This is a genomic window from Frigoribacterium sp. Leaf44, assembly GCF_001421865.1.
Taxonomy (GTDB): domain Bacteria; phylum Actinomycetota; class Actinomycetes; order Actinomycetales; family Microbacteriaceae; genus Frigoribacterium.
This window is the reverse complement of sequence record NZ_LMLG01000005.1, coordinates 242,000-254,691: the sequence shown is the minus strand read 5'-3', so window position 1 is coordinate 254,691 and position 12,692 is coordinate 242,000. Positions and strand designations below refer to the sequence as shown.

Annotated in this window: 11 protein-coding genes; 4 read left to right on the top strand and 7 right to left on the bottom strand. The window is 73.2% G+C overall.

All coding sequences use genetic code 11. The annotated features are described in order from the left end of the window. The 3 genes from ASE87_RS08400 to ASE87_RS08390 form a co-directional block, all read right to left on the bottom strand. The coding region (locus ASE87_RS08400) for a chaplin family protein (protein WP_157489773.1) at nucleotides 1-718 on the bottom strand (718 nt) is incomplete at its 3' end. Nucleotides 719-817: 99 nt separating this feature from the next. Further along, nucleotides 818-1,855: a hypothetical protein gene (locus ASE87_RS08395; RefSeq protein WP_056227578.1), complete on the bottom strand. Its 1,038-nt coding sequence runs from the start codon at nucleotides 1,853-1,855 to the stop codon at nucleotides 818-820. Nucleotides 1,856-2,038: 183 nt separating this feature from the next. Further along, nucleotides 2,039-2,722, bottom strand: a complete 684-nt coding sequence (locus ASE87_RS08390) for a hypothetical protein (protein WP_056227575.1) — start codon at nucleotides 2,720-2,722, stop codon at nucleotides 2,039-2,041. Nucleotides 2,723-3,098: 376 nt separating this feature from the next. Between ASE87_RS08390 and ASE87_RS08385 the strand changes: the two genes are divergently transcribed. Together ASE87_RS08385 and ASE87_RS08380 are read left to right on the top strand one after the other, a co-directional pair. Beyond that, nucleotides 3,099-4,391 (top strand): ice-binding family protein, encoded by a 1,293-nt coding sequence (locus tag ASE87_RS08385; RefSeq protein WP_056227572.1) that lies wholly within the window; start codon nucleotides 3,099-3,101, stop codon nucleotides 4,389-4,391. A 97-nt stretch (nucleotides 4,392-4,488) separates the two neighbouring features. Next, a complete protein-coding gene (locus ASE87_RS08380) occupies nucleotides 4,489-5,001 on the top strand; it encodes a MarR family winged helix-turn-helix transcriptional regulator (protein ID WP_043597597.1) in 513 nt (170 codons plus the stop codon). Between the two features lie 21 nt (nucleotides 5,002-5,022). Here the strand turns inward: ASE87_RS08380 and ASE87_RS08375 are convergent, their stop codons facing one another. From ASE87_RS08375 to ASE87_RS08360, 4 genes are all read right to left on the bottom strand, one after another. Then, complete coding sequence (locus ASE87_RS08375) at nucleotides 5,023-6,438, bottom strand: LamG-like jellyroll fold domain-containing protein (protein ID WP_056227569.1); 1,416 nt, start codon at nucleotides 6,436-6,438, stop codon at nucleotides 5,023-5,025. Between the two features lie 35 nt (nucleotides 6,439-6,473). After that, the gene (locus ASE87_RS08370) at nucleotides 6,474-7,079 is read right to left on the bottom strand and encodes a hypothetical protein (protein WP_043597598.1); all 606 of its coding nucleotides are present in this window, start codon (nucleotides 7,077-7,079) and stop codon (nucleotides 6,474-6,476) included. 183 nt (nucleotides 7,080-7,262) lie between these two features. Next, on the bottom strand, nucleotides 7,263-8,975 hold the full coding sequence (locus ASE87_RS08365) for an AarF/ABC1/UbiB kinase family protein (protein ID WP_056227566.1): 1,713 nt from the start codon (nucleotides 8,973-8,975) through the stop codon (nucleotides 7,263-7,265). Between the two features lie 5 nt (nucleotides 8,976-8,980). Next, on the bottom strand, nucleotides 8,981-9,523 hold the full coding sequence (locus ASE87_RS08360) for a PadR family transcriptional regulator (RefSeq protein ID WP_043597601.1): 543 nt from the start codon (nucleotides 9,521-9,523) through the stop codon (nucleotides 8,981-8,983). A gap of 386 nt (nucleotides 9,524-9,909) precedes the next feature. Here ASE87_RS08360 and ASE87_RS08355 point away from each other — a divergent pair, with 386 nt between their 5' ends. Together ASE87_RS08355 and ASE87_RS08350 are read left to right on the top strand one after the other, a co-directional pair. Then, on the top strand, nucleotides 9,910-12,204 hold the full coding sequence (locus tag ASE87_RS08355) for an Ig-like domain repeat protein (protein ID WP_056227563.1): 2,295 nt from the start codon (nucleotides 9,910-9,912) through the stop codon (nucleotides 12,202-12,204). Nucleotides 12,205-12,263: 59 nt separating this feature from the next. Then, nucleotides 12,264-12,677, top strand: a complete 414-nt coding sequence (locus ASE87_RS08350; RefSeq protein WP_056227560.1) for an Ig-like domain-containing protein — start codon at nucleotides 12,264-12,266, stop codon at nucleotides 12,675-12,677. The last annotated feature ends 15 nt before the right edge of the window (nucleotides 12,678-12,692 follow it).

The window sequence follows — 12,692 nt, the reverse complement described above, 5'->3', positions numbered from 1 at the left end:
GCAGCCCCACCGACGGCACGACCTGCGTGCCACCGAGGACGCCGTCGTCACCACTCGTGGTGCCGGTGGCCGAGCCGGCGGGAACGGCGTCGGTCGCGCCTCCTGCGGGGGCCTCGGTCGTGGTGCCCGTGCTGGCGGAGTCGCCCAGCACCGAGATCGCGTTGCCGCCGACCGTGACCGGCAGGGTCACGTCGACCAGGCCCTGGGTGCCCGAGCCGATCGAGTCGTCACCCGACGTGGTGGCCGGTGCGGACGCCACAGGGGCGGCCGGGGCCGGGGCCGGGGCCGGGGCGGGCGCCTCGGCGGCCGAGTCGCCGAGCACAGAGATGGCGTTGCCACCGACGGTGACGGGCACGTCGACCGAGACGATGCCCTGGGTGCCCGAGAGCACTCCTGAGTCACCGCTCGTCGTCGTGACCGGTGCCGCAGGTGCCGCAGGTGCGGCAGGTGCGACAGGCGCGGCAGGTGCTGCAGCCGGGGCGGCGGGAGCAGCAGCCGGTGCGGCAGGAGCCGCGACCGTGCTGCTCGCGTCACCGAGGACGCTGACCGCGTTGCCGAGCGCCGAGACCGGGGCCTCGACGACGGCGCCGACCTGGGTGCCCGAGAGCAGCCCGTCGTCACCGGTGGTGGTCGCCGCGTTCGCGGCGGACGTTCCGAGGGCCCAGATGCCCCCGACGAAGAGCGCTCCCATGAGCCCTCTCGAGACGTACTTGTTCATGGTCTTCTCCAAGAGATGAGGTGTGTGGTGCCGCGCAGTCGCGGCGGGGTCGCTGATGTCGCCGGCAGCCGGGAGGCTGAAGGGGCGACGCGACCGGCCTCAGTCGGGAGAAGAGTCGGTGTCGTACGCAGGCGTCGACGGGAGGTCGTCGTCGCCGTCCGCGGAACCCGCCGAGACGGCGAGTCCGGGAAGCTGGGAGGCGCGGGTCGCGTCGAGCGCGACGGCACCGCCGGCCGCGCCCCCGCCCGAGGCCTGACCGTTCGCGCTGCCGCCGGTGCTCGAGGGCAGGGCGGGCGAGCCGTGGTCGTCGCCGGCGGGACGCGGCGTGGGGCCCTGGGTGGGTGCCAGGGGCACGGTGGTCACGTCGGCACCCGTCGCCGGACCGGCGGCGATCTGCGCCCGCAGGGTGGTGACCGCGTCGGTCGCCTCGGTCGCCGCGTCGGCGACCGACGCAGCCGTGACGACGTCGGCGCCGACAGCTCCGCGGCCGTCGATCCCGTGGGCTTCTGCTGCCGCATCGGTGAGGGCGTCGCCGGCGGGGAGCGTGAGGCCGGGCCGGGGTGTGACACCTTCGGGCACGACGGGCGGGACGATCGGCGTGGCGGGGGCCGCCGCCGAGTCGCCGACGGCGGTGAGGCCCTCGTCGACGACGCCGGTCAGCGGGTCGGTCACGGTCGAGACGGGTGCCGGGCCGGTGACGGCGGACACCACGGGGACGGCTGCGACGACCTGGTCCACGGTCTGCGCGACCGGCGCGACGACGGCCGAGACCGGTGCGGCGGCCGCGACCTGCTGCACGGCCTGTGGCACCACGGGGGCGGCGGCCTTCACGACCTGCTGCACCGGGGGCGCGACGGCGGTGGCCTGGACGGCGACGTCCGTGACCTGCGACACCGCGCCTCCTGCGGTCTGACCGACGGCGGCCACGGGGGCGTCGAGCGAGCCGGCGACCTGGCCGACGGCCGAGGTGACGCCGCCGAGAAGTGACGAGGGGGCTTCGTCGGCCGAGGCCGACGTCGACGAGAAGGCGAGTCCGAGACCGACCATGCCGATCGCCGCGAGACCAGAGAGGCCGAGGAGGCGCGCGAGACGGATCGAGGCGGGTCGCCTCGTCGTCGTCTCGGCTGTCTGATCCACGGCGCACCTTCTTCGGTCGCGTCTCACGTCGGGTGGTCGGTCCCGACGCCGGGGCCGTGAGCCCCTCATCACGCTGGTAAGACGCGATGTGCCGTCGTTTCTACGCCGACCGACCGGAGTTGTCCATGAGGACACCTCAGATGTACCCCGTTCAACCAGGCTCTCCCCAGGTGGCGCGAGGCGTCACACCAGCTCGAGGTCCCAGGCCGGCGGCACGTAGGCGGAGCCCCAGCCTGCGCGCAGACGGGTGATCGCGCGGTCGAACGACTCGAGCACGTCCATCTCACGGCGGACCATCGACTGGAGCTGCAGCCCCTCGTACAGCGCGATGAGTTGCTCGGCCCCTCGGGCCGGCTGCATGGTCTCGGGCTCGCGCCCGAGCTCCACGTCCTGTGCGAGGGAGGCGTGGATCAACCGGTAGAACTGCAGCCACTGCTCGTACAGGGGCCTCGCGAGCGGGTGGCCGGGCGTGGCCGCGACGTTGACCGTGGCACTCAGCAGGCGCATCAGCGCGGGCTCGGCGGCGTTGGCCTGGACGATGGCCCGCAACAAGGCGATCGTTCCGTGGGTCCGGGCGAGCGGCAGCAGGGGGCGGGTGCGGCGACCGACCCAGAGGTCGACCGTCGCGAGCACGAGCCCGTTCCAGTGGGTGAACTCGTCGGTCACGACCTTCACGGGCAGGTCGGCCGCCTCGGCGACGAGCGCGAACGACGCCTCGTGGAAGGCGTGCACGGTGAAGACGCGCATGGCCGCCTCGACGATGGCGATGCGTCGCTCGACGGCGACGGACGGGGCTCCGAACGGGACGGCCGGGGCGGTGGTGGCCGTCGGGTCGTCCGCCGGCTCGGGGTGGGTCTCGTGGATCACGGATCGACGTTACGGACCGTGGCGGGCACCGGTCGACGCCCAGTCCGGGGCACAAGGCACCCGCTGCGCCGGTCGCGTCACCGAGGCGACGCGACCGACGGGGCCGGAGGGGGCGCGTACCCGAACGCCGCCGCCCTCCTCGCCGCACGACACCCGATGGGTCGTGGCCGGTCCTCACCCGAAGAGGACCGATGTGGCGTGTCCAAGTTGTACGCCAGCCATCACTCGATCCCCTCAACCCCGGGCGGATTATCAGGAACTGTTTTAAACATTGTGTTATCAGGTCGTTCCGCGTATACATCGAGTAGCGGGGAACTCCGACGCGTACCGATCACGTGTGTCCAGGGGTCTCCCCCTCTTCCAGTCAGGTGGCGCCATGCCCCGTTCGACGTCCACCTCCCTCCTGGCCCGTTCGGGGCTCGTCCTCGGCGTCGCCGCAGCACTCACGGTGGCTTCGGCCCTGCCGGCGAGCGCCGCGAACGTCATCGACGGTCCCGTCGACCTCCAGTCGGCCGGCACCTATGCCGTGCTCGCCGCGTCCACGGTCACGAACACCGGAACGAGCGTGGTGAACGGCGACGTCGGCCTCAGCCCGGGCACCTCGGTCGTCGGATTCGACGCCGGCGGCCCCGGTGTGATCGTCGGCGGCGTGCAGCACGTGAACGACGAACCGGCGCAGCTCGCGCAGCAGGACCTCACGACGGCGTACGACGTGGCCGCGGCCCTCACCCCGCAGGAGAGCAACGTCATCGACCTGGCCGGTCGGTCGCTGACCCCGGGCGTCTACTCGGGGGACGCAGTGCAGCTCACCGACAACGGCGCCCTCGCGTTCGCCGGCAGCGCCGAGTCGGTCTGGGTCATCCAGGCCGCCAGCACCCTGACCATCGGCTCGGCCACCACGATGACCTTCTCCGGCGGCGCGAGCGCCTGCAACGTCTTCTGGCAGGTCGGCAGCTCGGCCACCCTGGGCAGCGCCGCGGACTTCCGCGGGACGATTCTCGCCCAGCAGTCCATCACGGCCACCACCGGCGCGACCGTCATCGGACGCCTCCTCGCCCGCGGCGGCGCGGTCACCCTCGACACGAACACCATCACCGTTCCCGCGGCCTGCCCCACCGTCGGCACCCCGTCCGAGACCGTCGCCCCGACCATCACCTCCGGCAGCCCGACGGCCGCGACCGAAGGCACGCCCTACTCGTTCACCGTCACGGCGACCGGCACCCCGGCCCCGACGTTCACCGTCACCACCGGCACCCTGCCCGCCGGCCTCACGCTGAACGGCACCACGGGCGAGATCTCGGGCACACCGACCACGCCGGGTGACACCACCGTCACCATCACGGCCGACAACGGCACCACGCCGCCCGACACCGCGGACTACACGATCACGGTCACGCCGGCCGACGTCGTCACCCCGCCCCCGGGCGACGGCGGCACCCCTCCCGGCACCGTGACTCCCCCCGGCACGACCACGCCCCCCGGCACCGCCACCCCGTCGACCCCGGCGGTCCCCGTGTCCGACCGGAACGGCAACGGCCCCCGCGGCGACCTGGCCTACACGGGCTCGGACAGCGTGATGCCCGCGATCGGTGCCGGCCTGGCCCTGCTGCTCGGTGCCTCGCTCGTCGTCACCACGGCGATCCGTCGCCGACGCCTGAATCGTTCCTGACCGATGTCCCCGGGCGGCCCGTCGATGTGCTTCGATGGGTCGCCTGCGGATGTCCCCGTCACAGGACGGATGCTCGCGGACCACATGAGAGGTCCTGATGAGCCACGTCCCGACGACCCCCGACGACTACGTCCACGACCCCGACTCCACCTCGGGCCGCGTCATCGACGCGATCTATGCCCTCCAGGACGCCGAGGCCCTGTACCGGGCCCGACTTCGATCGAAGTTGGGCATCGGCGCCAGTGAGCTGACGACCGTCCAGTTCCTGGCGCGACTCGAGACCCGGAACATGTCGGCTCGGCCGACGGACGTCGCGGCGCACCTCGGGATGACGAGCGGAGCCGCCTCGATCATCATCGCCCGTCTCGTGACCCGCGGGTACGTCGTCCGCCGGAGGAATCCCCGGGACGGACGCGGGCAGCACCTCCAGCTGACCGACGCCGTGCACGGCGCGGTCGCCCGAGCGGCGGGTGGGGGCCGGCTGGGAGCCCTGGACGGGGTCCTCGGCCTGTCCGAGCGCGAATCACGACGCGTGGTCGCCTTGCTCTCGGGTGTGACCGACGGCTTCACCGACGGCGCCTCGATCGACCGACCCGCGCCTCCTGCCTGAGGCCCTCCCCTCGGAGGCCGGTCACCGGCCCGCCGCGTACCTCGCGCTCACCTCGGCCGCCGTCGATGCCACGTCCAAGACCGTCGTGTCGTCGAGGTCACCGCGGTAGTACTTGCTCGTCGGGGACGACGGCCACGAGATGCTGACCGCGTCGTAGCCGATCCGCCAGTAGCCGCGGGCGTTCTCGGCGGCCGTCTGGGTCGACGAAGCGACGAGGGTGCCGTCGACGTAGAGGGCCGTGCCCGACGGGCCCAGGGTCGCCGTCGCCAGGTGCCACGCACCGTCCGTGTAGGCCGCCGGACTCTCGACGCTGAAGTAACCGCCGCTGTAGACGCCGAAGATCAGCCTGCCCTCGTCGGTCAGGTAGAGGTGGCGGTCGTACTGGCCCGACAGTCCTGCCCGGCTGTTCCCGAAGCCGATCAGCTTGCCGCCCGTCGTCGTGGTCGTGCGGAACCAGGTCTCGACGGTGAAGACCTGCGGGCCGTCGATCATCTGCCCCGTCGTGACCTGGCCGCTCACGCCGTCGAGCCGCAGGTAGGGTCCGTCGCCGGCGGCGCACGTGCCTCCTTCGATCGTGGCCCCGGGCGTGAGGGTCCCCGATCGTCCGTTGCCGCTGCTGTCGCGCGCGCTCGTGCCGACGCCGTCGTTGAACTGGTAGGCGAACCGCGCCTGCGCCGCCACCGGACGATCGAGGCAGGGGAACCGGGACGTGGCGAATGCGCTCGACGTCGACGTGGTGCCCGAGAACGCGGCGTGGCTCGAGCCGACGACGAGGAACATCACGGCCACCCCGGCGACCACGGTCACCACGAGACCCGAGACCCTGACGGCGCGGGACCGCCCCGACGGGTGCGTGGGTGCGCGGTGGCGGGAGAGGGCGAGCGGGTCGGCGACGTCCTCGCTCGCCGGCTCGAGCCGCGTCGCCGCGAGCAGGAGCAGCACCACGAGGGACACGACGAGCACGCCCAGGACGCGATCGCCGCCGTGCCAGAGCATCGCCGACCCGATCGACGGGACGAGCAGGACCCCGACGCCGTGCACGGCCCCGGGCGACACGAGGCTGGAGTCGACCTCGGCGTTGGCGTCGCCCTTCAATCGCAGCGAGCCGTCGTCGGTCGTGTCGACCAGCCGGTGCAACCGCAGGTCGCCGGCGCGGTCCGGGTCGTCGACGAGCAGCACCTGCCCCGCGTCGAGGGCGACGGCGTCGACGGGCATCGCCACGACGACGTCCCCCGGGGTGATCGCCGGAGCCATCGACCCCGAGGCCACGGTCGTGGGCGACCAGCCCCAGAGGGCCGGGACGGCCGCCCAGAGCAGGAGGCACACGGCCGTCGCCAGGACGACCCGCGCCGTCGTCGCCAGGCACAGCGCACCCCAGAACGACAGGTCGGAGCGGACCTGCGGGGTGGTGGCGGCGGGGGCCGCGAGGGTCGTCATGATGGCGTGTTCCGGCTCGGGCGTCGACTCCCGCGCTAGCGGGTCTGGGCCTCCCAGGTGAAGGCGATCGCCGCCCGGGAGTCCTGACCGGTGTTCGGCGTCGACTGGCTGAGCGAGTACGAGAACTTGAACGAGCGAGCCTCGGAGGTCGTCCCGGTCGGCGACCAGGTCGGGGCGCCGTTCGCGTAGCCGGTCCGCTGGCTCGCGAAGTCGGCCAGCGTGCCCGAGAAGACCTGGGCCCCCTGGCTCGCCGGGGTGAAGCCGTCACACGACGCGCTGGAGGCACCCGACCCTTGTTGGATCGTCAGGTCGAGGTACGACGACAGCGAGTTGGTCGTGGTGGCCGCGGTGCCGTAGAGGCGGACGGCCGAGGGCAGGCTGCCCGTCGAGGTGACCGTGACGCACTTCGTCCCGGCGTCGCCGGGCATCAGGTTCGAGGCCGAGAACAGGGCGACGTCGGAGTCGTCGTCCGTGAGCTGCACGGTGCCGGTGGACCAGTTGCTCGTCGGGTTCGAGGTGGTGGCCGAGAAGGCCGAGTACGACGCCGTCGAGATGATGGCGCCGGAGGCGATGACGGCGACGGGCACGGCGGCCCAGCGGGCACGGCGCGTCCAGCGGGCGCGGCTGATCGATCGGGACATGTCGGGGAGTCCTTCGGGTGGGGTGTCGCCGAGGCCCCGTGGTGCCGGTCGGGAGGGGGCTCGGACGTCTCGGCACGGTGCCGATGGGGCGAAGGTACCGACGGATCGCCTTCTCGGTAAGGGTCGACGTGTCCCCAGTGAGGGGGATCGCCCCCGTACCCCGCCGGATCGTCCCGCCCTGCCTCAGCGGCCGCGGCCCGCCACGAGCGCGTGCAGCAAGGGGACGGCCGAGGTGACCATCAGCACCGTGCCGACCACGTCGTCCCCGTCGCGCAGGACCGCCCCGGCGATCAGCAGGGCCGCGAAGAGCACGGCCGAGACCACACGCCGCGCGGTCCGCTCGATGCGGGTCAGCTGGTGCTCGATCCGGGGGCTGCCCACCTCGAGCGTGCCGTCCTCGAGGCGCGTGACGAGGTGGTCGAGTCGGCCGGGCAGCCGCACGGCCACCGTGGCGGCGTCGAGGGTGCGGCGCGTGACGTCCTGCACCGCGTTGCCCCGTTCGTCACGGATCAGCTGGGCCGCGTACGGCTCGACCGAGTCCCACAGGTTGAAGGCGGGGTCGAGCGCGCTGGCGACCCCCGAGGTCAACGTCATCGCCCGCAGGACGAGCAGGAAGTCCTCGGGCAGCTGGAACGGCAACGACCGGATCAGGTCGCCGAACTGACCGGCGAACTCGCGGTACTCGCGCGGGTCGACCTGCCGGAGCTCGGCGAACCCCATGCCGCCGAACCGGGCGAAGGTGGCGGTCACGGCCCGCTCGAGCCCGAGCGTGTCGGCGCTCGGCAGCAGGACGCCGAGGTCGCGCATGGCGCCGACCATGCCCGAGCCGTCGCGGGACGCCGCCGCGATCAGCAGTTTCCGCAGGCCCGTCCGGGTGCCGGTCGGCACCTCGCCCATCATGCCGAAGTCGATGAAGGTGAGCTTCCACGGTCGCTGCCCGTCGACCGCGTCGGGCACGGGCGTGACGAAGATGTTGCCGGGATGCGGGTCGGCGTGGAAGAACCCGTGGGTGAACAGCTGGTCGAACATCACCTCGGCGAAGACGGGCGCGACCTCGGCGGGGTCGATGCCGGCCGCGGCGAGCGCGTCGACGTCGGTGATCTTGATCGCCGAGACGTCGTCCAGCACGAGGACGCGACGCGTGGTGCGCTCCCACACGACGTCGGGCACGCTCACGCGGTTGTCGTCGGCGAAGTCGGCGGCGAATCGGGCCGAGTTGGCGGCCTCGTTCAGGTAGTCGATCTCCTCGAGGCTGGTGCGCGCGAACTCCTCGACGAGGGCGGGGGCGTCGACCCGGTCCGACACCAGTCGGACGTGGTTGAGCCAGCCGCCGACGCGACGGAGCGCGGCCAGGTCGACGTCGACCACGGCGTCGATGCCGGGCCGCTGCACCTTGAGCACGACGGCGGAGAGGCCCGTGTCGGCCGCGTCGGCGGGCCCGAGCGTCGCGCGGTGCGCCTGGCCGAGCGACGCGGCGGCGATGGGAGACTCGGCCACCGTCGCGAAGACCTGCCCCAGGGGTCGGCGGAGTTCGGCCTCGGCCAGGGCCCGGATGCCCGCGAAGGGGACGGGCGTGACCTCGTCCTGCAGCCCCTCGAGCTCTTTCGTGATCTCGGGCGGCAGCACGTCGAGGCGTGACGACAGGTACTGGCCGACCTTGATCATCAGGCCGCCGAGGTCGAGCGCGAGCGCGTGGAATCCCCGGGCGAAGCGCCGCATGCGCCGGGCCCGGGTCCGCTCGGCCAGACGCCGCAGGCCGAAGCGGGGCAGGACGAGTTCGAACCACCAGGTGACGGCGAGATGCCGCGAGGCGAACCGCAGGATGCGGCGGTAGCGCGCGCGACCGGCCCGGTCACGCACCGGAGGACTGGACGCGGAGGGGTCGGTCGACGCCACCCTCGTCAGTCTCGGGCGAGGATCGAGTAGATGCGACGACGGGCCTCGTCGAGCACCGCCACCGCCTCGTCGACCTGCTCGGGGGAGCCCGTCCGGCCGACCTGCGCCGTGGCGCGGGCCAACTCGACGCCGGCCTTGGGCAGGGCGCGGAAGCGGTCGCCGGTGGCGGTGCGCTCGGGCTCCCACGGTGCCGACGGGTCGACCCCGGCGGCGGCGCGACCGGCCTCGGTGAGCGAGTAGACCTTGCGGCCGTCGGTCTCCTCCGCGGCGACGAGCCCCTCGTCCGAGAGCAGCTGCAGGGTCGGGTACACGGACCCGGCGCTGGGCTTCCAGTCGCCACCGCTCCGCTCGTCGATCTCGCGGATGATCTGGTAGCCGTGCATCGGGCGTTCGGCCAGCAGCGCGAGGATGGCGGCACGCACCTCGCCCCGGGGGGCGCGGGTGCCCTCGCGGCGGTCGAAGGTCGAGCGGAGCTGCTCCATGGCCTGCCACATGCCGTCGAGGCCGGTGCCGAATCCGAACGTGCCGGGTGCTGACGTGCTGCTCATGGTGTTCTCCTTCTCGAGGGTCGAACGCGGTTGAACGATACCCGGACGATATACCCCGTCCCCCGGAGCGTCAGGGCTGACGCCCAGGCAGGAGGCGCGGCCACGGAGGTCCCGAACGGTCCTGTTCTGGGGGTGCCCGACCACTCGGACGGGGGGTCCGCGCCAGCGGACGGGGGTGGTTGAGTTCCATTCGTGGGTATGAACCCCCACCGACGGCTCGCTGCCGTCACCTCTCCGGCGTTCCCCGACGTCCGCCGGCGAGCCCTGCCCCCTCGGCGTTCCCCGACGTCCGCCGAGGCGGCAGGACCTCCGTCGTTCCCCGACGTCCGACGGAGCAGCACATCCTCGGTGACGACTCGCGCCTCCGAGACCTCTTGGAGTCCTGCATGCCCTCGTTCCCGACCGGCCGCCTCGCGGCCACCGCCGCCGCCGCGGCCCTGGTGCTCACCGCCCTGGTGTCCGCACCGGCCCAGGCCGCCGCCCCCTCGTCCGTCTCGGCCGGCACGGTTCCGGTCACGACGGCCTCGGCCTCGACCACCACGTCGACGTCCGCCGCCTCGACGGTCAGCGCGGGCGTCGCGGCCGACCTGTCCCGCGACATGGTGAAGGTGCCCGCCGCGCCCCTCCTGAAGGCCCAGACCGACGACGCCGTGTCGCCGGTGGCCGGCGTGACGAACCACCCGGTCTACGTCAGCCTCGCCACGGTGACGGCCGCGACCTCGGACGACTCCGCGACGCCGCCCGACGAGGCCTCGGTCCGCGCCGCCGTCACGCAGCTGCACGACTACTGGTGGGAGGAGTCGGGTCACACCGTGAACGTGACGCTCGCCGGCATCGAGACCCGCCCGCTCGACCAGACCTCGTGCGTCCCCGCCACGGTGCTCAACACGGTCCACACCTCGGCCTTCGGGGGTCGGTTCGCGAAGTACGCGTGGGCCGGGACCAACGAACACCTGATCGTCCTCAGCCGCGAGACCTGCGGCACGACGGCGACGGCGTTCGGCACGGTCGGCGGCGACGGCGGCGAGGTGTTCAGCTCGTACGGCGCGGGCACCGCGCTCGGCGTCCCGGTCCTGCTGCACGAGTTCGGCCACAACCTCGGGTTCGGCCACGCCGGCGCCGGCATGTGCCGCAGCACGACCTCGTTCGACGGGGCCGCGAGCGACTACCGCTACGCCACCTCGACCGACACCCCCGCCGCCTGCCCCGTGCTCGAGTACGGCGACTTCCTCGACATCATGGGCTACTCGGTCTCGTCGGCTCGACCCCACCTGTCGTCCGTGCAGCGCGTGCGTGCCGGCTTCCTGACCGACGTCACCACGCTCAGCGGGGCCGGCACCACCCGGCAGGTCACCGTCGCCCCGCTCGACGGCAGCGCCAAGGGCCGCGCCCTCAAGGTCGTCGATCCGCTCAGCGGGCAGGACTACTACGTCGAGTACCGCACCGCCACCGGCACGGACGCGACCAGCGCCGAATTCGGCGGTCGGGCGGCGTCCTGCGCGCTCGTCGCGTCGGGCTTCACCCGCTGTGCCCTCACCAGCGACAAGGCGACCGGCAGCGTCCGGGTGCTCCGACCGCTCACCCTCTCGGGCAGCACGGTGTCGACCGTCGCCCTGGCCGTCGGCCTCGACTCGAAGCGCGACCCCAGCCGTCGCGACACCCACCTCGACGCGGGCGAGTCGTTCACCAGTGCGAACGCCGGTTTCACCGTGTCGGTCCGCTCCATGACCCCGTCCGGAGGCGCGGTGCTCGACGTGACGCTCGCCGGCGCCGCCAAGAAGGCTGCCGCCACGACCACCACGAGCGCGCTGACCGTCGACCGGACCCGCCAGACCTACGGCTCCACCACGCGCATCACGGCCACCACGCAGGTCAGCACGGCCGACGGGTCCGCCCCGGCCGGCACGGTCACGCTGCGGGACGGCACCACCGTCGTCGGCTCCGTGCGGGTCGGGGCCGGCGGACGCGCCGCGGTGACCCTGCCGGGGACCACGGCCGCGGGTGCCCACTCGCTGCGCGCCTCCTTCGTCCCCGACACGGCCGCCCAGGCCGCGTCGGACTCGACGGTCGTCCCGGTCACGGTCGACAAGGCGGCGACGACGGCCTCGCTGACGCTGGACCGCAGCACCCAGGCCTACGGCTCGACCCCCGTGACGGTGACGGTCGCCGTCACCGGCGTCGCCGGGGTCGCACCGACCGGCACGGTCTCGGTGTCGCTCGACGGCACCCGCGTGGCACAGGTCGCCGTCTCGGGCGGCAAGGCGAGCTACGCGCTGCCCTCGACGACGACCGTGGGAACGCACCGCCTCGTCGCGACCTTCACGCCGGCCGACGCGTCGCTGACGTCGTCGACGAGCAGCACGGCCAGCATGACCGTCACGAAGGCGACGTCGACCAGCGCCCTCGTGCCCGGCTCGACCGCCGTCAAGAAGAACACCGCCTCGAGCGTGACCGTCACGGTCTCGGCCGCGGGCGTCCCGAACCCGACCGGCACCGTCACCGTGACCGCCGGCGGCAAGGTCGTCGGCACGGCGACCCTCTCGGCCACGGGTTCGGGGCGGGTGACGGTCCCGGTCGCGAAGTTCGCGCAGGCGGGCACCTACTCGCTGTCGGCCTCGTACGCCGGGGCGAGCACGGTGTCGACCAGCGTCTCGAAGCCGGTGCAGGTCACCGTCCGCTGACCCCCGCCGCGCCTCCTGCCCGGCCGGCTCGAAAGGTCGGGTCCGACGGGCGCGCCACGGTGACCCTGCCGGGGACGACCGCGGCGGGCACCCACCAGCTGCGCGCCTCCTTCGTCCCTGCCACGACGACGCAGTCCGGCTCGGACTCGGCGGTCGTCGGAGTGACCGTCGACAAGGCCTCCTCGTCCAGCGCGCTGACCCGTGGGACGACGGCGATCACCAAGAACAAGGCGGCGACGGTCACGGTCACGGTGTCGGCCCCCGGCGTCCCCCGCCCCACCGGCACCGTGACCGTGACCTCGGACGGCAGGACCGTCGGCACCGCCACCGTCTCGGCCGACGGAGCAGGACGCGTCACCGTGCCGGTGGGGACCTTCACCCGCGGGGGCACGTACGTCCTGTCCGCGTCGTACGCCGGGTCGGGCAACGTGTCCGCCAGCGTCTCGAAGCGGATGATCGTCGTCCTGCGCTGAGGAGCACGGCGCCGA